The organism is Citrobacter sp. L55, assembly GCF_002850715.1.
GTDB classification, from domain to species: Bacteria; Pseudomonadota; Gammaproteobacteria; order Enterobacterales; family Enterobacteriaceae; genus Citrobacter; species Citrobacter braakii.
Window position 1 is genome coordinate 1 of the sequence record NZ_KZ559411.1, and the last position, 26,067, is coordinate 26,067.

The window sequence follows — 26,067 nt, forward strand, 5'->3', positions numbered from 1 at the left end:
GGTGTTCGGGTTGTCATGCCAATGGCATTGCCCGGTAGCTAAATGCGGAAGAGATAAGTGCTGAAAGCATCTAAGCACGAAACTTGCCCCGAGATGAGTTCTCCCTGACCCTTTAAGGGTCCTGAAGGAACGTTGAAGACGACGACGTTGATAGGTCGGGTGTGTAAGCGTAGCGATACGTTGAGCTAACCGATACTAATGAACCGTGAGGCTTAACCTTACAACGCCGAAGATGTTTTGGCGGATGAGACATCGAAATTCAGCTTGATTACAGATTACATCGACAGACCCGAGAGGTGTGTTGATAAACAGAATTTGCCTGGCGGCTGTAGCGCGGTGGTCCCACCTGACCCCATGCCGAACTCAGAAGTGAAACGCCGTAGCGCCGATGGTAGTGTGGGGTCTCCCCATGCGAGAGTAGGGAACTGCCAGNGAGAGGTGTGTTGATAAACAGAATTTGCCTGGCGGCTGTAGCGCGGTGGTCCCACCTGACCCCATGCCGAACTCAGAAGTGAAACGCCGTAGCGCCGATGGTAGTGTGGGGTCTCCCCATGCGAGAGTAGGGAACTGCCAGGCATCAAATAAAAGCGAAAGGCCCGGTCGAAAGACCGGGCCTTTTGTTTTATCTGTGGTCTGTCGGTGAGTGCTCTCCTGAGGAGGACAAATCCGCCGGGAGCGGATTTGAACGTTGCGCAGCAACGGCCCGGAGGGTGGCGGGCAGGACGCCCGCCATAAACTGCCAGGCATNAGGCCCGGTCGAAAGACCGGGCCTTTTGTTTTATCTGTGGTCTGTCGGTGAGTGCTCTCCTGAGGAGGACAAATCCGCCGGGAGCGGATTTGAACGTTGCGCAGCAACGGCCCGGAGGGTGGCGGGCAGGACGCCCGCCATAAACTGCCAGGCATTAAATAAGTGAAGAAGCCCATCCTGCCGGATGGGCTTTTTTGCGTCTGAAGGGAGTGAAAACTGCCGGATGCAGCGTACCATTTTATCCAGCCCATCATGTTGTAACCGGTGTTCAGGCCTGAGAAGCGCAGCGCACCTGGCTCTCCCGGCAGCACATTGCCTGTTACGCGAACGACGAATAGCATTCTCCTTTTTTCTTTACTGCACTAATCTACAGCAAGGAGCCGTGAAACTTTCTCAACTTGAGGATGCAGGCTCGACATTCGCATGATTCCTGGGTATCTTCAGCTATCTGGATGTCTAAACGTTTAAATGTATGTAGTGAGGTTATCAGGTTATGCCAATTCGCGTGCAGGACGAGCTACCCGCCGTCAATTTCTTGCGTGAGGAAAACGTCTTTGTGATGACGTCATCTCGCGCTTCTGGTCAGGAAATTCGTCCACTGAAGGTGCTTATCCTCAACCTGATGCCCAAGAAGATTGAAACGGAAAACCAGTTCCTGCGTTTACTCTCTAACTCACCGCTGCAGGTAGATGTTCAGCTATTGCGCATTGATGCCCGCGAGTCACGCAACACCCCTACGGAGCATCTGAATAACTTTTACTGTAATTTCGAGGATATCTGCGATCAGAACTTTGATGGACTGATCGTGACCGGCGCGCCGTTGGGTCTGGTTGAATTTAATGACGTGGCTTACTGGCCGCAGATTAAACAAGTGCTTGAATGGGCGAAAGATCATGTTACATCGACGCTCTTTGTCTGTTGGGCGGTGCAAGCCGCATTGAATATCCTGTACGGAATTCCCAAGCAAACCCGTACGGATAAACTCTCAGGCGTCTATGAGCACCATATTCTTCATCCTCATGCGCTGCTGACGCGTGGATTTGATGATGCGTTCCTGGCCCCGCATTCGCGCTATGCCGATTTTCCTGCTGCCCTTATCAGGGACTACACCGATCTCGAGATTTTTGCCGAAACAGAAGAGGGAGATGCCTACCTGTTTGCCAGCAAAGATAAACGTATCGCCTTCGTAACGGGCCATCCTGAATATGACGCCCATACACTCGGCAGTGAATATTTTCGTGACGTCGAAGCGGGCTTAACGCCGGAAGTGCCCTATAACTACTTCCCAAAAGATGACCCGCAAAATAAACCGCGGGCAACCTGGCGTAGCCACGGCAATCTGTTGTTTACCAACTGGCTCAACTATTACGTTTACCAGATCACGCCATATGATCTGCGTCACATGAATCCAACGCTGGATTAATCTTCTGTAACAGACGATCCTTAAGCGTTTCAGCATGTTGAATCAGGCACCTTCGGGTGCCTTTTTTATTTCCGAAACGCACCTCAATGTGTAATTAAATTTTATTTATATTGTTATCAATAGGTTAATTGATAATTAAATTAAAAATGGAAATTGTTTTTGATTTTGAAATTTAAATGAGTAGTCTTAGTTGTGCTGAACGAAAACCGCACAACGATCCTTCGTTCGCATTGGGGATGTGTTTGGATCAATGACGAGGAACTACGCAATGAATCAACAGGCAACGACAACCGATGAACTGATCTTCACCAGGCCGCGTGGCGAACAGGAACAGCAGATTCTGACCGCTGAAGCGGTGGAGTTTCTGACCGAGCTGGTGACAAGATTTACGCCAAAGCGGAATAAACTTCTGGCTGCACGTATCCAGCAGCAGCAGGATATTGATGACGGTAAGTTGCCTGACTTTATTTCGGAAACAGCTTCCATTCGCGAAGGTTACTGGAAAATTCGCGGTATTCCTGATGATTTACTGGATCGCCGTGTAGAGATTACCGGACCGGTTGAGCGCAAGATGGTTATCAACGCGCTGAACGCGAACGTCAAAGTCTTTATGGCTGATTTTGAAGATTCGCTGGCTCCTGAGTGGAGCAAAGTTATCGACGGGCAGATCAACTTGCGCGATGCAGTCAATGGCACCATTAGCTACACCAACGAAGCCGGTAAAATTTATCAACTCAAACCCAATCCGGCCCTGTTAGTGTGCCGCGTTCGCGGTCTGCACCTGCCGGAAAAACACGTCACCTGGCGTGGCGAATCGATCCCGGGCAGCCTGTTCGACTTTGCCCTCTATTTCTTCCACAACTACAAAACGTTGCTGGCAAAAGGCAGTGGCCCTTATTTCTATCTACCCAAAACGCAGGCCTGGCAAGAAGCGGCATGGTGGAGTGAAGTGTTCAGCTATGCAGAGGATCGCTTTAATCTGCCGCGCGGCACAATTAAAGCGACCCTGCTGATTGAAACGCTGCCAGCCGTTTTCCAGATGGACGAAATTCTGCACGCGCTGCGTGACCACATTGTGGGCCTGAACTGCGGTCGCTGGGACTACATTTTCAGTTATATCAAAACCCTGAAGAACCACCCGGATCGCGTGTTGCCGGACCGTCAGGTGGTGACGATGGATAAGCCATTCCTCAGTGCGTATTCGCGTCTGCTGATTAAAACCTGTCATAAACGCGGCGCGTTCGCGATGGGCGGCATGGCTGCGTTCATTCCCAGCAAAGATGTGGAACGTAACAACCAGGTTCTGACCAAGGTAAAAGCGGACAAAGCGCTGGAAGCCAATAACGGTCATGACGGCACCTGGATTGCCCATCCAGGACTCGCAGATACCGCAATGGCGGTGTTCAACGACGTACTCGGTGAAAACAAAAATCAGCTGTTTGTGACCCGTGAAGAAGATGCGCCGATTACCGCAGAACAATTGCTGGCACCCTGTGAAGGTGAGCGTACTGAAGAAGGCATGCGTGCCAACATTCGTGTCGCGGTGCAGTACATCGAAGCGTGGATCTCCGGTAACGGCTGCGTACCGATTTACGGTCTGATGGAAGATGCGGCCACCGCCGAAATCTCTCGTACCTCCATCTGGCAGTGGATCCACCACCAGAAAACGCTCAGCAACGGCAAACCGGTTACCAAACCGTTGTTCCGCCAGATGCTGGCCGAAGAGATGTTGGTGATTCAGGACGAACTGGGGGAACACCGCTACAGCAGCGGGCGTTTTGACGATGCCGCGCGCCTGATGGAGCAAATCACCACTTCCGACGAGTTAATTGACTTCCTGACGTTACCGGGCTACCGCCTGTTGGCCTAATTTACCCACAATTTATCCTAATGGAGCATCTGCACATGAAAACCCGTACTCAACAAATCGAAGAATTACAGAAAGAATGGACTCAACCGCGCTGGGAAGGCATCACCCGCCCCTATAGCGCGGAGGAAGTGGTGAAATTACGTGGCTCGGTCAACCCGGAATGCACGCTGGCGCAGCTTGGCGCGGCGAAAATGTGGCGTCTGCTACACGGCGAATCGAAGAAAGGTTATATCAACAGCCTCGGCGCGCTGACTGGTGGTCAGGCGCTGCAGCAAGCGAAAGCTGGTATTGAAGCGGTCTACCTTTCAGGCTGGCAGGTGGCGGCAGATGCCAACCTGGCGTCCAGCATGTATCCGGATCAATCGTTGTATCCAGCGAACTCCGTTCCGGCGGTGGTGGACAGGATCAACAACACATTCCGTCGTGCCGATCAGATCCAATGGTCAACCGGTATTGAGCCGAACGATCCGCGCTATGTGGATTACTTCCTGCCGATCGTTGCCGATGCGGAAGCGGGTTTTGGCGGGGTACTGAACGCGTTTGAACTGATGAAATCGATGATTGAGGCTGGTGCAGCGGCCGTTCACTTCGAAGATCAGCTCGCATCGGTGAAAAAATGTGGTCACATGGGCGGCAAAGTCCTGGTGCCGACTCAGGAAGCTATCCAGAAACTGGTGGCAGCCCGTCTGGCTGCAGACGTCATGGGCGTTCCGACGCTGGTGATTGCGCGTACCGATGCTGACGCAGCCGATCTGATTACGTCTGATTGCGACCCATACGATAGCGAGTTCATCACTGGCGAACGTACCAGCGAAGGGTTCTACCGTACGCATGCGGGCATTGAGCAGGCGATTAGCCGTGGCCTGGCCTACGCACCGTATGCGGATCTGGTGTGGTGTGAAACCTCCACGCCGGACCTCGAACTGGCGAAGCGCTTTGCCGATGCTATTCATGCGAAATTCCCAGGCAAACTGCTGGCCTACAACTGTTCGCCATCGTTTAACTGGCAGAAAAACCTGGATGACAAAACCATTGCCAGCTTCCAGCAACAGCTGTCCGATATGGGTTACAAATACCAGTTCATTACGCTGGCGGGTATTCACAGCATGTGGTTCAACATGTTCGACCTCGCGCATTCCTATGCGCAGGGTGAAGGCATGCGCCACTACGTTGAGAAGGTTCAGCAGCCGGAATTTGCGGCGGCTAAAGATGGCTACACCTTCGTGTCCCATCAGCAGGAAGTGGGGACAGGCTATTTCGACAAAGTAACCACCATCATTCAGGGCGGCACTTCTTCAGTGACCGCGCTGACCGGCTCGACTGAAGAATCGCAGTTTTGATCAATGCCCGGTGGCGCTGCGCTTACCGGGCCTACGAAGGGATGTAGGCCGGATAAGCGAATGCGCCATCCGGCATGACATTGTGCCGGATGGGAGAAATTGATGACGCGTGGCCTGGAATTACTGATTGCTCAGACGATTTTGCAAGGTTTCGACGCCCAGTACGGGCGTTTTCTGGAAGTGACCTCCGGCGCGCAGCAGCGTTTTGAACATGCCGACTGGCACGCGGTTCAGCAGGCGATGAAAAGCCGTATCCACCTTTACGATCATCATGTGGGTCTGGTGGTGGAGCAACTGCGCTGCATTACTGACGGCAAAAGTACCGACGCGGATTTTTTACTTCGCGTGAAAGAGCATTACACCCGGCTATTGCCAGATTATCCACGCTTCGAGATTGCGGAGAGTTTCTTTAACTCCGTCTATTGCCGGTTATTTGACCACCGCTCGCTGACTCCCGAGCGACTGTTTATTTTCAGCTCTCAGCCAGAGCGCCGTTTTCGCACGATCCCACGCCCGTTGGCGAAAGACTTTTTTCCCGATACCGGCTGGGAGTGGCTGCTTACGCGCGTCCTCAGCGATCTGCCCTTGCGTCTGCCGTGGCAGAACAGACATCGGGATATCCACTACATCATCGAACACCTGACCGAAACGCTGGGGGCGGATCTGTTGCAGCGCAGTCATTTGCAGGTGGCGAACGAACTGTTTTATCGCAACAAGGCCGCCTGGCTGGTCGGGAAGTTGATTACCCCTTCCGGGACGCTGCCGTTTTTACTGCCAATTCACCGTACTGACGAGGGCGAACTGTTTGTCGATACCTGCCTGACCACAACGGCGGAAGCCAGTATCGTGTTTGGCTTCGCCCGCTCGTATTTTATGGTTTACGCCCCGCTGCCCGCCGCGTTAGTGGAGTGGCTGCGCGAGATCCTGCCCGGTAAAACCACCGCTGAATTGTATATGGCGATTGGCTGTCAGAAACACGCGAAGACCGAAAGTTACCGCGAATATCTGCTCTATCTTGCCCATTGCGATGAGCAATTTATCGAAGCGCCGGGGATCCGCGGCATGGTGATGCTGGTGTTTACCCTGCCGGGCTTCGACCGCGTCTTTAAAGTCATCAAAGACAAATTTGCTCCGCAAAAAGAGATGTCGGCCGCCCACGTCCGCGCCTGTTATCAACTGGTCAAGGAGCACGATCGTGTCGGGCGGATGGCTGACACCCAGGAGTTCGAGAACTTTGTGCTGGATAAACGGCAAATCGATCCGTCGCTGATGGCGCTGTTGCTACAGGAAGCCCCGGAAAAAATTACCGATCTCGGCGAGCAGATTGTCATTCGCCATTTGTATATCGAACGACGGATGGTGCCGCTGAATATCTGGCTGGAGCAGGTCGAAGGCCAGCAACTGCGCGATGCAATTGAAGAGTACGGCAATGCCATTCGTCAGCTGGCCGCCGCCAATATTTTCCCCGGCGATATGCTGTTTAAGAACTTCGGCGTGACTCGCCACGGGCGCGTGGTGTTCTACGACTACGATGAAATTTGCTACATGACGGAGGTGAATTTCCGTCATATCCCGCCGCCGCGTTACCCGGAAGATGAGATGAGCGCTGAACCGTGGTATAGCGTATCGCCGGGGGATGTCTTCCCGGAAGAGTTTCGTCACTGGCTATGCGCTGACCCGCGTATCGGGCCGCTATTTGAAGAGATGCATGCTGACCTGTTCAGCGCCGACTACTGGCGAGGTCTGCAAACGCGGATCCGTGAAGGACACGTGGAAGATGTTTACGCCTACCGGCGCAAACAGCGGTTTTGCATCAGATTTTCGGCTTGATGTCCGGCAACCCTTTCTTAACGAAATCCGCCGTATGCCAGCGTGACTTCTTTCGCCGCTTTGATCGCCATGGCGCCAAACTCGGTCACTCGATCGTCGGTAATGCGCGAAATGGGTCCGGAGATGGAAATAGCGGCAAACGGCTCACGGTGTTCATCATAAATGCACGACGCCACGCAGCGCAGACCCAGCGCATGCTCCTCATCATCAAAGGAGTAGCCGCGCTTGCGCGTCTGGGCTAAATCCTCTTTCAAATGCACCGGCGACACCAGCGTGGCGTGGGTGTAAGCGTGCAGCCCTTTACGGTGCAGCAGGCCAGTCACCTGTTCTTCACTCAGTTGGGATAAAAACGCCTTACCCGCACCGGAGGCGTGCATCGGCAGTTTGCCGCCGATAGGCGCGGACATGCGCATCAGTTGGGTACACTGCACCTGGTCGATAATAATGGCCTGATGGTCGCTTTGATCTAACACGGCAAGGTTTACCGTCTCACCGGAGTCTTCCATCAGCTTGCGCAGGATCGGGTGGACAATCGCCAGCAAATTACGGCTTTGCAAAAAGCTGCTGCCGACGATAAACGCATGCGCACCCACGGCCCAGTGGCCTAATTCACCCACCTGACGGACAAATCCTTGCTGCTGCATGGTGGTCAACAAACGGTGAGTCGTGGAGTTTGGCAAGCCGGCCTGCTGTGCCAGCTCGGTTAGCGCCACGCTGCCGTTGGATTCTGCAATCCACTCCAGTAGCTTCAGGCCGCGGGTCAGAGACTGAACCTGCCCGGTTGCAGGCGTAGTAGCAGCGGCGGGTTTTCTACCGCGTTTCGCGGGGATTGTGGCAACCATGGCGGACTCCTTTTCTGTATCGTGGAAATCATTTTCGTTTTATTCAATTATAATGCAAGAATTCCTGTACTGATCGGATGAGTGAAGCTGAACATGTCTCATGTTGGCCGTTGTTCTCTTTTCCACCTCTCAGGTTTGTGCCAGTATGGTCTGTTGAGTTTTTTTCGGTCTGGTTGAGCGTTGTCGGGAGCGAGTGTGAGCAGCAAAGTTGAACAATTACGTCAGCAGTTAAATGAACGTATTCTGGTGCTGGACGGCGGTATGGGCACCATGATCCAGGGATATCGTCTGAGCGAAGAGGATTTCCGCGGCGAACGCTTTGCCGACTGGCCGTGCGATCTGAAAGGCAACAACGACCTGTTGGTGCTCAGCAAACCTGAGGTGATCGCCGCCATCCATAACGCCTATTTTGAGGCGGGCGCGGATATCATCGAAACCAACACCTTTAACTCCACGACGATCGCCATGGCGGATTACCAGATGGAATCCCTGTCGGCGGAAATCAACTTTGCAGCAGCCAAACTGGCGCGCGCGGCGGCAGACGAATGGACGGCACGCACACCGGAAAAACCGCGTTATGTCGCGGGCGTGCTCGGCCCAACCAACCGTACGGCGTCTATCTCGCCTGACGTCAACGACCCGGCTTACCGCAATATTACCTTTGATCAGCTGGTGGCCGCCTACCGTGAATCCACCAAAGCGCTGGTGGAAGGTGGCAGCGACCTGATCCTGATTGAAACCGTCTTCGATACCCTGAACGCCAAAGCCGCTATTTTCGCGGTTAAAACCGAATTTGAAGCGCTGGGCGTTGAGTTGCCGATTATGCTCTCCGGCACCATCACCGATGCTTCCGGGCGTACGCTCTCCGGTCAGACAACCGAAGCGTTCTATAACTCACTGCGCCACGCCGATGCGCTGACCTTCGGTCTGAACTGCGCCTTAGGCCCGGACGAGTTGCGCCAGTACGTGCAGGAACTGTCGCGCATTGCCGAATGCTACGTTACCGCGCACCCGAACGCCGGGTTGCCGAACGCCTTTGGCGAATACGATCTTGATGCAGACACCATGGCGGCGCAAATACGCGAGTGGGCGCAAGCGGGCTTCCTCAACGTGGTCGGCGGCTGCTGCGGCACCACGCCGGAACACATCGCCGCGATGAGCCGCGCAGTGGAAGGCTTGCCGCCGCGCCGCTTGCCGGAAATCCCGGTAGCCTGCCGTCTGTCTGGCCTTGAACCGTTGAATATTGGCGACGATAGCCTGTTTGTGAACGTCGGCGAGCGTACCAACGTCACCGGTTCGGCAAAATTTAAGCGACTGATCAAAGAAGAGAAATACAACGAAGCGCTGGATGTCGCCCGTCAGCAGGTGGAAAGCGGCGCACAGATTATCGATATCAATATGGATGAGGGGATGCTCGACGCCGAAGCGGCGATGGTGCGTTTTCTCAACCTTATCGCCGGTGAGCCGGATATCGCCCGTGTGCCGATTATGATCGACTCCTCGAAATGGGACGTCATCGAAAAAGGGCTGAAGTGCATTCAGGGTAAAGGCATCGTTAACTCCATCTCGATGAAAGAGGGGGTTGAGACCTTTATCCACCACGCGAAGTTGCTGCGACGCTACGGTGCCGCAGTGGTGGTGATGGCCTTTGACGAGCAGGGGCAGGCCGACACCCGAGCACGTAAAATTGAGATTTGCCGTCGGGCGTACAACATTCTTACCGAAGAGGTAGGCTTCCCGCCGGAAGACATTATCTTCGACCCGAACATCTTTGCGGTCGCGACCGGGATTGATGAGCACAACAACTACGCCCAGGACTTTATCGGCGCCTGTGAGGACATCAAACGCGAACTACCGCACGCGCTGATCTCCGGCGGCGTCTCCAACGTGTCGTTCTCCTTCCGTGGTAACGACCCGGTTCGTGAAGCCATTCACGCGGTATTCCTTTACTACGCCATTCGCAACGGCATGGACATGGGGATCGTCAACGCCGGACAACTGGCGATTTACGACGACCTGCCCGCCGAGCTGCGCGATGCGGTTGAAGATGTGATTCTCAACCGTCGTGACGATGGCACCGAGCGTCTGCTGGAGCTGGCTGAGAAATATCGCGGTAGCAAAACTGATGACACTGCCAATGCCCAGATGGCGGAATGGCGCAGTTGGGACGTGAAAAAGCGCCTCGAATATTCGCTGGTGAAAGGCATTACCGAATTTATTGAGCAGGATACTGAAGAAGCTCGCCAGCAGGCCGCGCGTCCGATCGAGGTGATTGAAGGGCCGCTGATGGACGGGATGAACGTGGTTGGCGATCTGTTTGGCGAGGGCAAAATGTTCCTGCCGCAGGTGGTGAAATCCGCCCGCGTGATGAAGCAGGCGGTGGCCTACCTCGAACCGTATATTGAGGCCAGCAAAGAGAAAGGCTCCAGCAACGGCAAGATGGTCATTGCTACCGTGAAAGGCGATGTGCACGATATCGGCAAAAACATCGTTGGTGTGGTGCTGCAATGTAACAACTACGAAATCGTCGATCTTGGCGTGATGGTGCCAGCGGAGAAAATCCTCAGAACGGCACGTGAAGTGAATGCCGATCTGATTGGTCTTTCCGGGCTGATTACCCCGTCGCTGGACGAAATGGTCAACGTGGCGAAAGAGATGGAGCGTCAGGGGTTCACTATTCCGTTGCTGATTGGCGGCGCGACCACCTCAAAAGCGCACACGGCGGTGAAAATAGAGCAGAACTACAGTGGTCCAACGGTTTATGTGCAGAACGCCTCGCGTACCGTTGGCGTAGTTGCCGCACTCCTCTCTGACACTCAGCGCGATGACTTTGTCGCCCGTACGCGTAAAGAGTACGAAACTGTGCGTATCCAGCATGCGCGTAAGAAACCGCGGACCCCACCAGTAACGTTACAGGCTGCCCGCGACAACGATCTGGCCTTCGACTGGGAAAACTACACGCCGCCAGTGGCGCACCGCCTCGGCGTACAGAGCGTTGAAGCCAGCATCGAAACGCTGCGCAACTACATCGACTGGACGCCGTTCTTTATGACCTGGTCGCTGGCCGGGAAATACCCGCGCATACTCGAAGATGAGGTGGTGGGAGAAGAGGCGAAACGTCTGTTCAAAGACGCCAATGACATGCTGGATAAACTCAGTGCTGAGAAAACCCTGAATCCGCGCGGCGTGGTGGGCTTGTTCCCGGCTAACCGCGTGGGAGACGACATCGAGATTTACCGTGACGAGACGCGTACGCACGTCATCAACGTCAGTCATCACCTGCGCCAGCAGACGGAAAAAGTCGGTTTCGCCAACTACTGCCTGTCTGACTTTGTTGCGCCGAAACTGAGCGGCAAAGCGGATTACATCGGTGCTTTCGCAGTTACCGGCGGTCTGGAGGAAGATGCACTGGCGGACGCCTTCGAAGCCCAGCATGACGACTACAACAAGATCATGGTGAAAGCGATCGCCGACCGCCTGGCGGAAGCGTTCGCGGAATATCTGCACGAGCGCGTGCGTAAAGTCTACTGGGGCTATGCGGCGAATGAGAACCTCAGCAACGAGGAGCTGATCCGCGAAAACTACCAGGGAATTCGCCCGGCACCGGGCTATCCGGCTTGCCCGGAACACACCGAAAAGGCCACCATCTGGGAACTGCTGGATGTAGAAGCGCACACCGGGATGAAGCTCACCGAATCCTTCGCGATGTGGCCAGGTGCGTCGGTTTCCGGCTGGTATTTCAGTCATCCAGACAGCAAGTACTACGCCGTGGCGCAAATCCAGCGCGATCAGGTTGAAGATTACGCCTTCCGTAAAGGCATGAGCGTGGCGGAAGTCGAACGTTGGTTAGCGCCTAATCTGGGCTATGACGCTGACTGATTCACAAAACTGTCATCTTTATTTACAACAAACAAGGCACTCAATGAGTGCCTTGTCTCTTTATTACGTTTAAACCCTTATACTGAAAGAACGTTCATCGGTACTGCTTGCCGGATGGCACATTTTTGTCGGCCTGATAAGCGTGGCGTCATCAGGTGTTATGTCATCGCTATGAGCCTCAGGAACATATAACGATAAGGAGAACCTGATTCCGTGCTAACTCTGTTACACCTGCTTTCTGCTGTCTCTATGCTGGTTTGGGGTACGCATATTGTGCGCACCGGCGTGATGCGCGTCTTCGGCGCCCGTTTGCGTACCGTACTCAGCCGTAGTGTTGAAAAGAAGCCGCTCGCCTTTTGTGCGGGTATCGGGGTGACGGCGCTGGTACAAAGCAGCAACGCCACCACCATGCTGGTGACCTCGTTTGTCGCGCAGGACCTCGTCGCGCTCACCCCTGCGCTGGTGATTGTACTCGGCGCCGACGTCGGGACCGCGCTGATGGCGCGTATCCTGACTTTCGATCTCTCCTGGCTGTCGCCACTGCTGATTTTTATCGGCGTGATCTTCTTTCTCGGACGTAAGCAGTCCCGTGTGGGGCAACTGGGGCGGGTTGGTATTGGACTGGGGTTGATTTTACTGGCGCTGGAACTGATTGTGCAGGCGGTAACACCGATCACCCAGGCTAACGGCGTACAGGTTATTTTCGCCTCGCTCACCGGCGATATCATGCTGGATGCGCTGATTGGCGCTATGTTCGCGATTATCAGTTACTCCAGCCTTGCGGCGGTGCTGCTGACGGCAACGCTGACCGCGGCAGGCATTATCTCGTTCCCGGTGGCGTTGTGTCTGGTGATTGGCGCCAACCTCGGCTCTGGCCTGCTGGCGATGCTTAATAACAGCGCCGCTAACGCCGCCGCCCGCCGTGTGGCGCTCGGTAGCCTGCTGTTTAAGCTGGTGGGTAGCCTGATTATCCTGCCGTTTGTTCATCCGTTGGCAAATCTGATGGATGAACTGCCGCTACCGAAATCTGAACTGGTTATTTACTTCCATGTCTTCTACAACCTGGTGCGCTGCGTGGCGATGGTGCCGTTTGCAGAACCGATGGCGCGTTTTTGTAAGCGCATCATCCGCGATGAGCCGGAGCTGGATGCGCATTTGAAGCCCAAGCATCTGGACGTCAGTGCGCTGGATACGCCGACGCTGGCCCTGGCCAATGCCGCTCGTGAAGCTCTGCGCATCGGCGACGCGATGGAGCAGATGATGGACGGGCTGAAGAAGGTGATGCACGGCGAGCCGCGTGAAGAGAAAGAGCTGCGCAGGATGGCGGACGACATTAACGTGCTATACACGGCAATTAAGCTCTATCTGGCCCGGATGCCAAAGGATGAACTGGCGGAAGAGGAATCACGCCGTTGGGCGGAGATTATCGAAATGTCGCTTAACCTCGAGCAGGCTTCCGATATTGTCGAACGTATGGGCAGTGAGATAGCGGATAAGTCGCTGGCTGCTCGTCGCGCATTCTCCGTGGAAGGATTGAAAGAGCTGGATGCGCTCTTCGATCAGCTGCTCAGCAATCTGCAGCTGGCGATGTCGGTGTTCTTCTCAGGTGACGTGACCAGCGCCCGTCGTCTGCGCCGTAGCAAGCACCGTTTCCGTATTCTCAACCGTCGGTATTCGCATGCGCACGTTGACCGTCTGCATCAGCAGAACGTGCAGAGCATCGAGACCAGCTCCTTGCACCTGGCGCTGCTGGGCGATATGCAGCGTCTGAACTCGCTGTTTTGTTCCGTGGCCTATAGCGTGCTGGAACAGCCGGATGAGGACGATGAGCGCGACGATTATTGAGTGAGGTGGACCGGTTGGCCGGATAAGGCATTTATGCCGTTATCCGGCAACGTCGGTTAGAAGCAGTGACCTGCTTCGAGGGCAACCGCGTCTTCACCCGCTTTAAAGACGTAAGTGGTGTTCGGACCGCCAAGAACCGCCTGGCCGTTACTCACCTTAATCCAGTTTCCTTCCGGCAAACCAATCACCGTCAGCTCTGGTGCCACAACCAGCAGCTCGCGAATACGCTGTTCACGCGTTTCGCCTTTGTGGCCTTCCGGAAGCGCATTGGTGAAATGTGGGTTAATCTGCAGCGGGAACAGACCCAGGGCATCAAAACCTTTTGGATCGACAATCGGCATGTCGTTGGTGGTGCGGATGGTCTGGCAGGCGAGGTTAGAACCTGCGCTCCAGCCGATGTACAGCGCACCGCGTTTGACGACATCCACAATCGGCGCCAGCAGTCCGCGCTCGCGGCTCTCTTTCAGTAACTGGAAGGTGTTACCCCCGCCGACAATCACCAGCTCTGCGTTTTCAATGGCAGCGATCGGATCGGCAACGGTATGAATGCCAGTAACGTTGACGCCCATTGGCGCAAAGATGGCTGCCGTTTTCGCCGTGTATTCATCCCAGGTTTGAGTCACGCCAGCGAACGGAATAAACACCGCCGTACGGCGACCATTCAGCTGCTCAGCAATCAGCGGTAGCGCATGTTCCATCCAGCCTTTGCCCGGCAGCGTCGAGTTACTCAATAAAAGCAGTTCCATCATTTCTCCATGTAATCAGAAAATTACAAACCGCGCTAATGCTACCACTATCAGCGTAACGCCTTACTGATATGGCTCACGATGTTGGAAGGGGGGAAAGCCGAATGGGTTAACCACAACCTCCTGTTGGAAAAATCCGTTCGGACTTAACAACGATCAATCTATTGAAACAGCGTCCTTTTGCGTAGTGGCAAACGCCAGGCCTTCGTCCTCCCAGCCCTTAATACCACCAATCATTATTTTCACCGGTCGACCTAGCTGCGCCAACTTCAGCGCCGCGCGATCGGCCCCGTTACAGTGTGGGCCAGCGCAATAGACGACAAACAGTGTGTCCTGTGGCCATTTTTTCAAGGATTCCGTATTTATCAGTCGATGGGGAAGATGAATCGCGCCAGGGATATGACAACGGGAAAAACTCTCTGCACTCCCCACCACATGTAAAAGCACAAAATCTTTGTCGTCAGCAGCCATCGCGGAATGAACGTCAGAACAATCCGTCTCCATATTCAGACGTTGCTGGAAATGGGCGATAGCTTGTGCAGATGAAGCGGCTGGAATATCAGTTACGGTACTCATATTGTTGTTTTCTCTTGTGGTGAAATCAGCTGTTGTGTTACCTCTTATCTCATCAAAAAATTAACCTCGAAACACCCTCTGACTATGACAGATTCCGCCAGGATCATGACAACATCTTCTCGCCCGTTGGTCGTTGCACTCGCTTATGACGGGCTATGTACTTTCGAGTTTGGCGTCGCAGTGGAAGTTTTTGGGCTTCCGCGACCTGAACTGGGAGAGAGCTGGTATCGTTTTGCCGTGGCTTCGGTTGATCTAGGTGAATTAAGGGCAACTGGCGGGGTTCGTATCGTGGTGGACGGTGGGTATGAATTGCTGCAAGAAGCAGACACTATTGTCATTCCTGGCTGGCGTGACGTGAGCTCACCGGTCCCGGAAGCATTATGCGATGCGCTTCGTGAAGCACATCAACGCGGTTGTCGAGTCATCTCTATCTGTTCTGGTGTATTTGTTCTGGCTGCGGCAGGTTTGCTGGATGACCGTAAGGCGACGACGCACTGGCGTTACGTCAGTGAACTCCAGCGACGCTTTCCCGCCATCAACGTCGTGGAAGATGTCCTGTATGTCGGTGACCACGACGTGCTCACTTCGGCAGGTAGTGCGGCAGGGATTGATTTATGTTTGCATGTGGTGCGCACTGATTTTGGACTTGAGATTGCCAATAACGTGGCCCGTCGCCTGGTGCTGCAGCCCCACAGGGATGGCAGCCAGACTCAGCAGCAACTGCGTCCTGTTGCCCGCAGTCGGGAAAGCCAGCGTTTTGGTCTTTTGCTTGACTGGTTACATAACAATATCGCGCAGAAGCATACCCTTGACGCTCTGGCCAGCCAGGTCGGTATGAGTCCCCGAACGTTGATGCGGCGATTTCAGGAGTCAACGGGGCTTACTCCCGCACGTTGGCTGATGAATGAACGGCTAAACCGTGCGCAGCAGGCGCTCAATACATCCCATATCAGTATTGAGCAGATCGCGCAGCAAACCGGGTTCGGCAGCGCAAACTCTTTGCGTTACCACTTTCAAAAACGATTTGGTATCAGCCCGCAGGCATTACGTAATCAGATGCGATAGCACATTTTCACGCTCTGCTTTTTTATCCCCCGCAAGGTAGGGTATATTTCGCTGTCAAAGGAGAAATTATGCTGCCCGACTCATCCATCCGATTAAATAAATACATCAGTGAAAGCGGAATCTGCTCGCGCCGCGAGGCGGATCGCTTTATCGAACAAGGGAATGTCTTCCTGAATGGTAAACGCGCCACCATTGGCGATCAGGTGATGCCTGGCGACGTCGTAAAAGTGAATGGTCGGTTGATTGAGCCGCGTGAAGCGGAAGATCTGGTTTTTATCGCGTTGAACAAGCCAGTAGGGATTGTCAGCACCACTGAAGACAGCGAACGCGACAACATTGTTGATTTTGTTAACCACAGCAAGCGCGTGTTCCCAATCGGTCGTCTGGACAAAGATTCCCAGGGGCTTATCTTTCTGACCAACCACGGCGACCTGGTGAATAAAATCCTGCGTGCCGGTAACGATCACGAAAAAGAGTATCTGGTGACGGTAGATAAGCCGGTCACTGATGACTTTATCCGTGGGATGAGTGCCGGTGTGCCAATCCTTGGCACCGTTACCAAGAAATGTAAGGTCAAGAAAGAAGCGCCGTTTGTGTTTCGCATCACGCTGATTCAGGGGCTGAACCGCCAGATCCGTCGTATGTGCGAGCACTTTGGCTATGAAGTTACTAAGCTTGAGCGTACACGTATCATGAACGTTGGTCTGTCCGGCCTGCCGCTGGGTGAATGGCGTGACCTGACGGATGACGAACTGATCGACCTGTTCAAGCTGATTGAGAACTCGTCCTCAGAAGCCAAACCGAAGGCGAAAGCGAAGCCAAAAACCGCAGGCATTAAGCGCCCGGTGGTGAAAATCGAAAAATCGGCAGAGAAAGAGAAATCGCGCCCGGCGGCAAACGGGAAGCGTTTTACCTCGCCGGGGCGTAAGAAGAAAGGGCGTTAACGTCTGCCGCGCGTTGGCGTATTCGCTGACCAGGAAAATGATGCTTCCGCATCCGGTTTATAAGCCTGCTTTTTCTTCAACTGGCGGGCTTTTTTAGCTTCTGCTTCGCGCAAGGCCATCAGTTTATCGATGTACTCTTTCTTGATGCTGTTGGTCTCAGCGTTGGTCAGCAGTCGACCATGCGCAATGCGCGCGCGGTCGAGCAGCGTTTTCAGTTCACGCTGTTCGCGCTCGGTCATCTCTTTTTGGGTAATGCGGGGGAGTGCCATAAGGGTGCCCTCTGTTAGCCGATATCCGCAGTGTACGGCAAAGTGCAGAGGCTGGGTAGGCCGGATAAGGTGTTAGCCGCTATCCGGCCTGCCGCCGCCAATTAGCGGCGTTCTTTTTCTTCAATCGGTTTACCGGACCAGTAACCTGCCAGCAGCGAACCGGAAAGGTTATGCCAGACCGAGAACAACGCGCCGGGCAGCGCCGCAAGCGGGCCAAAGTAGATTTTGCCCAGCGCAGCGGCAAGCCCTGAATTCTGCATGCCCACTTCAATAGCCAACGTACGACAGGTTGACTCGTCGAAACCAAAGAGTTTTCCGCCCCAGTAGCCGCCGAGCAAGCCAATGGTGTTATGCAGGATCACGGCGATAATCACCACAAAGCCGACAGACGCAATGTGCGAGGCGGAACCCGCCACGACGGCGCTGATGATCGCCAGGATGCACAGCATAGAAAACGCCGGCAGATACGGTTCCACGGCTTTTACGACGCGTGGGAACAGATGGTGAATGACCAGTCCCAAAGCAATCGGAATGACCACGATCTGCAGAATACTCAGCAGCATACCCATCACATCCACCTGGATATGCGCGTCGACATACAGCCGTGTCAGCAGCGGCGTGGCGACAACGCCGACCAGCGTTGAAACCGATGAAATAGTCACGGAGAGCGCCACATCACCTTTTGCCAGATAGATCATGACGTTCGATGCCGTTCCGCTGGCGACGCTACCGACCAGCACCATCCCTGCCGACAGTTCCGGCGGCATATTAAATGCCAGCGCCAAAATCCATGCGGCGAGCGGCATCACCAGATAGTGCAGGAAAATACCCGCCGCGACAGGTGCGGGGCGTGAGAGTACGCGTTTAAAGTCGTCCACCTTCAGGTGAACGCCCATGCCGAACATGATCAGCATCAGCAACGACGGTACGAATGGCCCGACAGGCGTAAAGGTGGAGGGCGTGTAATACGCAATAACAGAGAGCAGCAGCGCCCATAACGGGAACAGCCGCGTGAGAGTAGCGAGCATGTTATCTTCCTTGCGATTGAAATGTGTTGTGTTGTTATAAAAAAGCCGGGTTCGAGCCCGGCTATAGTTATTGTTTATCGCGTGATGAAATATTATTCAAACAAATTATGATGCAGCTTCTGTACCACCTGTTCGGCTTCGCTACCGGGCACCAGGAAGCACAGGTTATGGCTGGACGCGCCGTAGCAAATCATGCGGATGTTGAACGGCTCCAGTACACCAAACACCTCTTTACCCACGCCGCAGGCTTTGGACAGGTCGTTGCCAATCAACGCCACCAGCGCCAGGCCTTCTTCGACTTCAACCCGGCACAGGGCAGACAGTTCCATCAGCAGAGATTGCGTTAACAGCGTATCGCCGGTGGAGGTTGAACCGGTGGTATCCAGCGTCAGCGCCACGCTGACTTCTGATGTGGTAATTAAATCTACCGAGATATTGTGGCGTGCAAGGATGCCGAACACTTCTGCTAAAAAGCCGCGAGAGTGCAGCATATTCAGGCTATGCAGCGTCAGCAGCGTCTGCTTACGGCGTAGCGCCAGCGCACGGAACAGCGGTGGATTCGCGGTTTTATTGCAGACCAGCGTACCGCCTGCTTTTGGATCCTTGCTGGAGCCAACAAATACCGGGATATCGCTACGTACGGCCGGCAACAGGGTTGCCGGGTGCAGCACTTTCGCGCCAAAGGTCGCCATTTCCGCGGCCTCTTCAAAGGCGATTTCATCAATACGCTGCGCTGCAGGAACAACGCGCGGATCGGTAGTGTAAATGCCAGGAACATCGGTCCAGATATCGACGCGCGTTGCGTGCAGCGCTTCGGCCAGCAGGGCGGCTGTATAATCGCTACCGCCGCGCCCCAACGTGGTGGTGCGGCCTTTGCCTTCGCTGCCGATAAAACCCTGAGTGATTACCAGACCTTCGCTCAGACGCGGGGCCAACTGAAGCGTTGCCAGTTCAGCCAGCGCCGCGACGTCGGGTTCTGCGCGACCAAAACGATCGTTGGTGCGCATCACTTTACGCACGTCAAACCACTGTGCTTGCACGTTGCGTTCACGCAGGATTTCGACGAACAACAGGGTAGACATCAGTTCACCGTGGCTGACCAGTTCGTCGGTCAGGGCGGTTGAGGTCGCCAGTGATGCCGCTTCTGCCAGCGTGGTGATGTTTTCCAGCAGACGTTCAATCTCTTCACGAATTACGTTTGGATAACGCAGGCGTTCCAGAATATTGAACTGAATTTGACGAATGGCGTCGAGTTTTTCGAAGCGCTCGGTTGGCTCCAGCCCTTCAGCCAGTGCGACCAGCAGGTTGGTAATTCCAGCGGAAGCGGAAAGTACCACTACACGGACGTTAGCATCAGAAAGTACCACATCAGCGCTGCGATTCATGGCATCAAAATCCGCCACGCTGGTACCGCCAAACTTGGAGACAACTACATCAGTCATAACTACCTCGTGTCAGGGAATGAATAGAGCGACCATGGCACATAAGGCAGAACGAAAACCGGTGCAGGCGCAAATGCAAATACCGTATTTATAAATAAAATGTGTAGCTTGCACTGTCAACGCTGGGATTATGCGGATTTTTCATGCTGCGTTTCCGTTCAGTAACAGCGCTTATAACATCTATACTTTTTACCCTGGTTCGATGGATACAAGGGCGATGGCATTAAAACAATCACACTTTTCTGTGACTGGCGTTACAATCGATCTCAGTCACAATTCTCAAAATCAGAAGAGTATTGCTAATGAAAAACATCAATCCAACGCAGACCTCAGCCTGGCAGGCACTACAAAAACACTTTGAAGAGATGAAAGACGTTACTATCGCGGATCTGTTCGCGAAAGATAGCGATCGTTTCACTAAATTTTCCGCAACGTTTGACGATCTGATGCTGGTGGATTTCTCCAAAAACCGCATCACTGAAGAGACGCTGGCTAAACTGCAGGATCTGGCGAAAGAGACCGATTTGGCAGGCGCCATCAAGTCCATGTTCTCCGGTGAGAAAATTAACCGCACTGAAGATCGTGCCGTGCTGCACGTGGCGCTGCGCAACCGTAGCAACACTCCAATCATCGTTGACGGCAAAGATGTGATGCCGGAAGTGAACGCGGTGCTTGAGAAGATGAAATCCTTCTCTGAAGCGATTATCTCCGGAAGCTGGAAAGGCTATACCGGTAAAGCCATTACTGATGTCGTGAACATCGGTATCGGCGGTTCAGACCTCGGCCCGTTCATGGTGACCGAAGCGCTGCGCCCGTACAAAAATCACCTGAACATGCATTTTGTGTCTAACGTCGATGGTACGCACATTGCCGAAGTGCTGAAGAAAGTGAATCCGGAGACTACGCTTTTCCTGGTCGCTTCCAAAACCTTCACCACTCAGGAAACCATGACTAACGCCCACAGCGCGCGCGACTGGTTCCTGGCGACCGCTGGCGACAACAAGCACGTTGCTAAACACTTCGCAGCGCTCTCCACTAACGGTAAAGCGGTTGGCGAGTTCGGTATTGATACCGCCAATATGTTCGAGTTCTGGGACTGGGTTGGCGGTCGTTACTCCCTGTGGTCTGCAATCGGTCTGTCCATCATCCTTTCTGTGGGCTTCGACAACTTTGTTGAGCTGCTCTCTGGCGCGCACGCCATGGACAAACACTTCTCCACCACTCCGGCGGAGAAAAACTTGCCGGTGCTGCTGGCGCTGATCGGTATCTGGTACAACAATTTCTTCGGTGCTGAAACCGAAGCGATTCTGCCGTACGACCAGTATATGCACCGTTTCGCGGCCTACTTCCAGCAGGGCAATATGGAATCCAACGGTAAATACGTTGACCGTAACGGCAATGCGGTGGATTACCAGACAGGCCCAATCATCTGGGGTGAGCCGGGTACTAACGGTCAGCATGCGTTCTACCAACTGATTCATCAGGGTACCAAAATGGTTCCGTGCGATTTCATCGCTCCGGCAATCACCCACAACCCGCTGTCGGATCACCATCCGAAACTGCTGTCTAACTTCTTCGCTCAGACCGAAGCGCTGGCTTTTGGTAAATCTCGTGAAGTGGTTGAGCAGGAATACCGCGACCAGGGTAAAGATCCGGCAACGCTTGACCACGTTGTGCCGTTCAAAGTGTTCGAAGGTAACCGTCCAACTAACTCCATCCTGCTGCGCGAAATCACACCGTTCAGCCTGGGTGCGCTGATTGCGCTGTACGAGCACAAAATCTTCACTCAGGGCGCGATCCTGAATATCTTCACCTTTGACCAGTGGGGCGTTGAGCTGGGCAAACAGCTGGCGAATCGCATTCTGCCAGAGCTGAATGATGATAAAGAAATCACCAGCCATGATTGCTCAACTAACGGTTTGATTAACCGTTATAAGTCCTGGCGTTAATCTGCTTCTTCCTTCGAGCTGCAGCGCTGTTGGCTGTGTTCGTTAACCCCGGTCGCATAGCTATCTATGCTCCCGGGGATTAACGATCTTGCCGCCTTGCTGCAATTCGAATGAATTTGCAGATTACTTATAAAAAAGCCGATATTAATATCGGCTTTTTTTATAATCTGGCTCCCGAATATCTACGCTTTTGCTTTACACCTTTATTGAGCTTAATCCTAAAATAATTCATTCAACGTTATCGTGTTTCTGGTTTTTTCAGAATTACCGGATGTTGTGTTTTTGTTTTTATATTTTAACTTTATGATTGTATTAATTTAATTATCTGACGTTAATCATTTTATTTCTTGCTATCTAATTATCCTAAATTCCCGCCTGGCGTAATTTACACACTTTGGCTTGTGTATACTCGATCTCGCCCGAAATTCTTTTGGGTAAATCTCCATTCATACAATGAAGGGAATTTGTGATGAAAAAAGTTCTGTATGGCCTTTGGGCTATATCTGCGCTTGCGGCGACTTCTGTCTATGCCGCCCCCGTTCAGGTGGGTGAGGCTGCAGGGTCGGCTGCCGCGTCGGTTTCGGCAGGAAGTTCCTCCGCAACCAGCGTGAGCACCGTAAGTTCTGCGGTGGGGGTTGCCCTTGCGGCAACCGGTGGCGGCGATGGTTCTAACACCGGAACCACAACCACCACAACCACCAGTACCCAGTAATACCGGTACGTCTAATTCTAACCACACTTCGGTGTGGTTATTTTGCCGCTGCGGAGAAATGTCGTGAAGCGACCAGCGCTGATAATGGTTTGCCTGTTATTGCAGGCGTGCTCAGCCACCACCGAAGGGCTGGGTCATTCGCTATGGGATAGCGTGTTTGGTACTCCCGGCGTACAGATGACGGACGATGAAATCAAAAACATGCCCTACGCCAGCCAGTACATGCAGCTCAACGGCGGCCCTCAGCTGTTTGTGGTACTCGCGTTCGCGGAAAACGGACAGCAGAAATGGGTGACTCAGGATCGGGCCATTCTCGTCACGCAGTCTGGGCGCATGGTGAAAACGCATCTCGGCGGGGATAACCTGATCGAGGTGAATAATCTCGCGGCAGATCCGCTCATCAAACCAAACCAGATAGTCGATGGGGCAACGTGGACTCGCACGATGGGCTGGACCGAACATCAGCAGGTGCGCTATGCCACCGCCCGCTCGGTTTTCGAATGGGATGGCACTGACACCATTAAGGTTGGTAGCGAAGATACGCCAGTACGGATCCTTGACGAAGAAGTCACCACCGATCAAACGCGCTGGCATAACCGCTACTGGATCGACAGCGAAGGGCAGATTCGCCAATCGGAACAGTATCTTGGCGCACGTTACTTCCCGGTGAAAACCACGCTGATTAAGGCGGCAAAATCATGATGAAACGAGCCGTTGTGGCGCTGCTATTGAGCCTGAGCGCAGCGTCAGTTTTTGCTGCGGGTAGCGTTAAGGTCTTTACCTCCGCCAGCGAAGAGCCAAAGACGCTGACCGGGGCCGAACATCTGCTCGACCTGGTTGGGCAGCCGCGATTGAGTAATAGCTGGTGGCCAGGAGCGGTTATCAGCGAAGAGCGGGCAACGACGGAAGCAGAGCGTCAGCAGCAGGCATTACTGGCTCGTCTGGCGATGCTCAGCGCTGAAGAAAGCGGTGACGATGCCGCGGCTATCAACGCATTGCGCCAGCAAATTCAGGCGCTGAAGGTGACCGGCAGACAGAAGATTAATCTCGACCCGGATGTTGTGCGCGTCAGTGAGCGAGGCAACCCGCCGTTGCAGGGCAATTACACGCTGTGGGTCGGACCGCAGCCAACGGATATAACGCTGTTTGGCCTGCTAAGTCATCCGGGTAAACAACCGTTTATGCCCGGGCGCGATATCGCCAGCTATCTCGATGGGCAACGTCGGCTCAGCGGCGCAGATCGTAGCTACGCCTGGGTCATCTATCCCGACGGACGCACGCAAAAAGTCCCGGTCGCCTACTGGAACAAACGTCACGTTGAGCCGATGCCCGGCAGCATCATTTTTGTCGGGCTCTCTGATGCTGTCTGGCGCAGCACCCCGGATGAAATCAATGCCGACATTCTTCGCACCCTGACCCAGCGGATACCCGAATAATGAGAAAAACTTATCTGCTCAGCTTACTGGCGCTGGGCGTAAGCGTTGCCTGCCACGGTGAAACCTGGCCCGCGCCCATTGGACCTTCCCAGTCCGATTTTGGCGGCGTGGGACTGCTGCAAACCCCAACCGCACGCATGGCGCGTGAAGGCGAAATGAGCCTTAACTACCGCGATAACGATCAATACCGTTACTACTCTGCGTCGGTACAACTCTTCCCCTGGCTGGAAACTACCCTGCGCTATACCGATGTGCGTACCAAAAAATACAGCGGCGTGGAGTCGTTTTCTGGCGATCAGACTTATAAAGATAAGGCTTTTGATCTCAAACTTCGCCTGTGGGAAGAGAGCTACTGGATGCCGCAGGTGGCGGTTGGCGCGCGGGATATCGGTGGTACCGGCCTGTTTGATGCGGAGTATGTGGTGGCGAACAAAGCCTGGGGCCCGTTTGATTTCTCTCTCGGCCTTGGCTGGGGATATCTCGGGACCAGCGGCAACGTTAGCAATCCGTTTTGCTCATACAGTGATAAATTCTGCCATCGCGATAACAGCTACAAGCAGGCCGGTTCTATTGACGGTAGCCAGATGTTCCACGGCCCGGCGTCGCTGTTTGGCGGCGTAGAATATCAGACTCCCTGGCAGCCGCTGCGCCTGAAACTGGAGTATGAAGGTAATAATTACCAGCAGGATTTTGCCGGCAAGTTGGATCAGAAGAGCAAGTTTAACGTCGGCGCTATTTATCGCGTCACCGATTGGGCCGACGTTAACCTCAGCTATGAGCGCGGGAACACCTTGATGTTTGGGGTCACGCTGCGGACTAACTTTAACGATCTGCGACCAAACTATAACGACAATACCCGCCCGAAATATCAACCACAGCCGCAGGATGCCATCCTGCAACATTCGGTGGTGGCGAATCAGTTAACGCTGCTGAAATATAATGCCGGGCTGGCGGATCCTAAAATTCAGGTGCAGGGCAATACGCTGTATGTAACGGGTGAACAGGTGAAATACCGTGATTCGCGCGAAGGGATCGAGCGTGCTAACCGGATCGTGATGAACGATCTTCCCGATGGGATCCGCACGATCCGCATTACGGAAAACCGCCTTAACTTGCCGCAGGTGACGACCGAAACGGAGGTTTCCAGCCTCAAGCGCCATCTGGAAGGCGAGCCGTTGGGCCATGAAACTCAACTGGCACAAAAACGCGTCGAACCCGAGGTACCGAAAACGACCGAGCAGGGCTGGTATATTGATAAGTCACGCTTCAATTTCCACATCGATCCGGTGCTAAATCAGTCGGTGGGCGGCCCGGAAAACTTCTATATGTATCAGTTGGGCGTGATGGGAACGGCGGATTTGTGGGTTACCGATCATCTGCTGACCACCGGGAGTTTGTTCGCCAACCTCGCCAATAACTATGACAAGTTTAACTACACCAACCCGCCGCAGGATTCGCATTTACCACGCGTGCGTACCCATGTGCGTGAGTATGTGCAAAACGATGTCTACGTGAATAACCTGCAGGCCAACTACTTCCAGTCACTCGGAAATGGGTTCTACGGACAGGTTTACGGTGGCTACCTGGAAACTATGTACGGCGGAGCGGGGGCAGAAGTGCTGTATCGCCCGCTGGACAGCAACTGGGCGTTTGGTGTTGACGCCAACTACGTGAAACAGCGTGACTGGCGCAGCGCGCAGGACATGATGAAGTTCACCGACTACAGCGTGAAGACCGGGCATTTGACGGCTTACTGGAATCCTTCGTTCGCCCAGGATGTACTGGTGAAAGCCAGCGTGGGGCAATATCTGGCGGGGGATAAGGGCGGAACGCTGGAAGTGGCGAAACGCTTTGACAGCGGCGTAGTGGTGGGCGGCTATGCGACCATCACCGACGCCTCGCCGGATGAATACGGAGAGGGTGATTTTACCAAAGGGGTGTACGTTTCTGTGCCGCTGGATCTGTTCTCGTCAGGCCCAACCCGCAGCCGTGCGGCGATTGGCTGGACGCCGTTAACACGCGATGGCGGCCAGCAGCTTGGACGTAAGTTTGGTCTGTACGACATGACCAGCGACAGGAGTGAAAACTTCCGCTGATAGATGGCCGGATGGGACCTGCGCTTA

General features: G+C 54.0%; 19 protein-coding genes and 3 rRNA genes. 16 read left to right on the forward strand and 6 right to left on the reverse strand.

Annotated elements, in window-relative coordinates:
• The 7 genes from B9P82_RS20660 to aceK all read left to right on the forward strand — a co-directional run.
• Positions 1 to 220: ribosomal RNA gene (locus B9P82_RS20660) — 23S ribosomal RNA — on the forward strand; the annotation flags it as partial.
• A gap of 98 nt (positions 221 to 318) precedes the next feature.
• Positions 319 to 434, forward strand: a 5S ribosomal RNA gene (gene rrf, locus B9P82_RS20665).
• 26 nt (positions 435 to 460) lie between these two features.
• Positions 461 to 576, forward strand: a 5S ribosomal RNA gene (gene rrf, locus B9P82_RS20670).
• A gap of 665 nt (positions 577 to 1,241) precedes the next feature.
• Positions 1,242 to 2,171 (forward strand): homoserine O-acetyltransferase MetA, encoded by a 930-nt coding sequence (gene metA / locus B9P82_RS20680; RefSeq protein WP_016155321.1) that lies wholly within the window; start codon positions 1,242 to 1,244, stop codon positions 2,169 to 2,171.
• 268 nt (positions 2,172 to 2,439) lie between these two features.
• Positions 2,440 to 4,041 carry a malate synthase A gene (aceB, locus tag B9P82_RS20685; protein WP_101700858.1) on the forward strand — a complete coding sequence of 534 codons (1,602 nt, stop codon included), beginning with the start codon at positions 2,440 to 2,442 and terminating at the stop codon, positions 4,039 to 4,041.
• 35 nt (positions 4,042 to 4,076) lie between these two features.
• Positions 4,077 to 5,381: an isocitrate lyase gene (aceA, locus tag B9P82_RS20690; protein WP_016155323.1), complete on the forward strand. Its 1,305-nt coding sequence runs from the start codon at positions 4,077 to 4,079 to the stop codon at positions 5,379 to 5,381.
• 102 nt (positions 5,382 to 5,483) lie between these two features.
• Positions 5,484 to 7,211, forward strand: a complete 1,728-nt coding sequence (gene aceK, locus B9P82_RS20695) for a bifunctional isocitrate dehydrogenase kinase/phosphatase (RefSeq protein WP_080860373.1) — start codon at positions 5,484 to 5,486, stop codon at positions 7,209 to 7,211.
• A gap of 17 nt (positions 7,212 to 7,228) precedes the next feature.
• Here the strand turns inward: aceK and iclR are convergent, their stop codons facing one another.
• Positions 7,229 to 8,053, reverse strand: coding sequence for a glyoxylate bypass operon transcriptional repressor IclR (gene iclR, locus B9P82_RS20700; protein WP_047357748.1), 825 nt, complete (start codon positions 8,051 to 8,053; stop codon positions 7,229 to 7,231).
• A gap of 195 nt (positions 8,054 to 8,248) precedes the next feature.
• Here iclR and metH point away from each other — a divergent pair, with 195 nt between their 5' ends.
• Together metH and B9P82_RS20710 are read left to right on the forward strand one after the other, a co-directional pair.
• Entirely contained in the window at positions 8,249 to 11,932 is a 3,684-nt protein-coding gene (gene metH / locus B9P82_RS20705) for a methionine synthase (RefSeq protein ID WP_047357747.1), read from the forward strand.
• Positions 11,933 to 12,145: 213 nt separating this feature from the next.
• Positions 12,146 to 13,777 (forward strand): Na/Pi cotransporter family protein, encoded by a 1,632-nt coding sequence (locus tag B9P82_RS20710; protein ID WP_016155327.1) that lies wholly within the window; start codon positions 12,146 to 12,148, stop codon positions 13,775 to 13,777.
• A gap of 56 nt (positions 13,778 to 13,833) precedes the next feature.
• On the opposite strand, the gene pepE is transcribed toward B9P82_RS20710, so the two are convergent.
• The gene (pepE, locus tag B9P82_RS20715; RefSeq protein ID WP_016155430.1) at positions 13,834 to 14,523 is read right to left on the reverse strand and encodes a dipeptidase PepE; all 690 of its coding nucleotides are present in this window, start codon (positions 14,521 to 14,523) and stop codon (positions 13,834 to 13,836) included.
• A gap of 156 nt (positions 14,524 to 14,679) precedes the next feature.
• Positions 14,680 to 15,099, reverse strand: a complete 420-nt coding sequence (locus B9P82_RS20720; RefSeq protein WP_019077882.1) for a rhodanese-like domain-containing protein — start codon at positions 15,097 to 15,099, stop codon at positions 14,680 to 14,682.
• Between the two features lie 84 nt (positions 15,100 to 15,183).
• On the opposite strand from B9P82_RS20720, the gene ftrA reads away from it, so the two are divergent.
• Both ftrA and rluF read left to right on the forward strand, forming a co-directional pair.
• Positions 15,184 to 16,164, forward strand: coding sequence for a transcriptional regulator FtrA (ftrA, locus tag B9P82_RS20725; protein WP_101700859.1), 981 nt, complete (start codon positions 15,184 to 15,186; stop codon positions 16,162 to 16,164).
• Positions 16,165 to 16,232: 68 nt separating this feature from the next.
• A complete protein-coding gene (gene rluF / locus B9P82_RS20730; protein ID WP_016155331.1) occupies positions 16,233 to 17,108 on the forward strand; it encodes a 23S rRNA pseudouridine(2604) synthase RluF in 876 nt (291 codons plus the stop codon).
• On the opposite strand, the gene B9P82_RS20735 is transcribed toward rluF, so the two are convergent.
• The 3 genes from B9P82_RS20735 to lysC all read right to left on the reverse strand — a co-directional run bounded on the left by B9P82_RS20735 (position 17,105) and on the right by lysC (position 19,847).
• Entirely contained in the window at positions 17,105 to 17,377 is a 273-nt protein-coding gene (locus B9P82_RS20735) for a YjbD family protein (RefSeq protein ID WP_003826541.1), read from the reverse strand. The two genes, rluF and B9P82_RS20735, sit on opposite strands and share 4 nt — an antisense overlap.
• Positions 17,378 to 17,478: 101 nt before the next feature.
• On the reverse strand, positions 17,479 to 18,405 hold the full coding sequence (gene panS / locus B9P82_RS20740) for a ketopantoate/pantoate/pantothenate transporter PanS (protein WP_101700860.1): 927 nt from the start codon (positions 18,403 to 18,405) through the stop codon (positions 17,479 to 17,481).
• Between the two features lie 92 nt (positions 18,406 to 18,497).
• Complete coding sequence (lysC, locus tag B9P82_RS20745) at positions 18,498 to 19,847, reverse strand: lysine-sensitive aspartokinase 3 (RefSeq protein ID WP_016155333.1); 1,350 nt, start codon at positions 19,845 to 19,847, stop codon at positions 18,498 to 18,500.
• Between the two features lie 302 nt (positions 19,848 to 20,149).
• Here lysC and pgi point away from each other — a divergent pair, with 302 nt between their 5' ends.
• The 5 genes from pgi to B9P82_RS20770 all read left to right on the forward strand — a co-directional run bounded on the left by pgi (position 20,150) and on the right by B9P82_RS20770 (position 26,040).
• Positions 20,150 to 21,796: a glucose-6-phosphate isomerase gene (gene pgi / locus B9P82_RS20750; protein ID WP_019077879.1), complete on the forward strand. Its 1,647-nt coding sequence runs from the start codon at positions 20,150 to 20,152 to the stop codon at positions 21,794 to 21,796.
• 469 nt (positions 21,797 to 22,265) lie between these two features.
• On the forward strand, positions 22,266 to 22,508 hold the full coding sequence (gene yjbE / locus B9P82_RS20755) for an exopolysaccharide production protein YjbE (protein WP_003826562.1): 243 nt from the start codon (positions 22,266 to 22,268) through the stop codon (positions 22,506 to 22,508).
• Positions 22,509 to 22,571: 63 nt separating this feature from the next.
• Positions 22,572 to 23,210: a YjbF family lipoprotein gene (locus B9P82_RS20760; RefSeq protein WP_046275310.1), complete on the forward strand. Its 639-nt coding sequence runs from the start codon at positions 22,572 to 22,574 to the stop codon at positions 23,208 to 23,210.
• A complete protein-coding gene (locus tag B9P82_RS20765) occupies positions 23,207 to 23,944 on the forward strand; it encodes a capsule biosynthesis GfcC family protein (protein ID WP_046275309.1) in 738 nt (245 codons plus the stop codon). The genes B9P82_RS20760 and B9P82_RS20765 overlap by 4 nt, the downstream gene beginning before the upstream one ends.
• Positions 23,944 to 26,040 carry a YjbH domain-containing protein gene (locus tag B9P82_RS20770; RefSeq protein ID WP_101700861.1) on the forward strand — a complete coding sequence of 699 codons (2,097 nt, stop codon included), beginning with the start codon at positions 23,944 to 23,946 and terminating at the stop codon, positions 26,038 to 26,040. Before B9P82_RS20765 ends, B9P82_RS20770 begins: the two co-directional genes overlap by 1 nt.
• Positions 26,041 to 26,067: the final 27 nt, after the last annotated feature.

Coding starts and splice junctions, on each gene's coding strand:
- metA (WP_016155321.1), top strand. CDS start 1,242: ATGCCAATTCGCGTGCAGGACGAGCTACCCGCCGTCAATTTCTTGCGT.
- aceB (WP_101700858.1), top strand. CDS start 2,440: ATGAATCAACAGGCAACGACAACCGATGAACTGATCTTCACCAGGCCG.
- aceA (WP_016155323.1), top strand. CDS start 4,077: ATGAAAACCCGTACTCAACAAATCGAAGAATTACAGAAAGAATGGACT.
- aceK (WP_080860373.1), top strand. CDS start 5,484: ATGACGCGTGGCCTGGAATTACTGATTGCTCAGACGATTTTGCAAGGT.
- iclR (WP_047357748.1), bottom strand. CDS start 8,053: ATGGTTGCCACAATCCCCGCGAAACGCGGTAGAAAACCCGCCGCTGCT.
- pepE (WP_016155430.1), bottom strand. CDS start 14,523: ATGGAACTGCTTTTATTGAGTAACTCGACGCTGCCGGGCAAAGGCTGG.
- B9P82_RS20720 (WP_019077882.1), bottom strand. CDS start 15,099: ATGAGTACCGTAACTGATATTCCAGCCGCTTCATCTGCACAAGCTATC.
- ftrA (WP_101700859.1), top strand. CDS start 15,184: ATGACAGATTCCGCCAGGATCATGACAACATCTTCTCGCCCGTTGGTC.
- rluF (WP_016155331.1), top strand. CDS start 16,233: ATGCTGCCCGACTCATCCATCCGATTAAATAAATACATCAGTGAAAGC.
- B9P82_RS20735 (WP_003826541.1), bottom strand. CDS start 17,377: ATGGCACTCCCCCGCATTACCCAAAAAGAGATGACCGAGCGCGAACAG.
- panS (WP_101700860.1), bottom strand. CDS start 18,405: ATGCTCGCTACTCTCACGCGGCTGTTCCCGTTATGGGCGCTGCTGCTC.
- lysC (WP_016155333.1), bottom strand. CDS start 19,847: ATGACTGATGTAGTTGTCTCCAAGTTTGGCGGTACCAGCGTGGCGGAT.
- pgi (WP_019077879.1), top strand. CDS start 20,150: ATGAAAAACATCAATCCAACGCAGACCTCAGCCTGGCAGGCACTACAA.
- yjbE (WP_003826562.1), top strand. CDS start 22,266: ATGAAAAAAGTTCTGTATGGCCTTTGGGCTATATCTGCGCTTGCGGCG.
- B9P82_RS20765 (WP_046275309.1), top strand. CDS start 23,207: ATGATGAAACGAGCCGTTGTGGCGCTGCTATTGAGCCTGAGCGCAGCG.
- B9P82_RS20770 (WP_101700861.1), top strand. CDS start 23,944: ATGAGAAAAACTTATCTGCTCAGCTTACTGGCGCTGGGCGTAAGCGTT.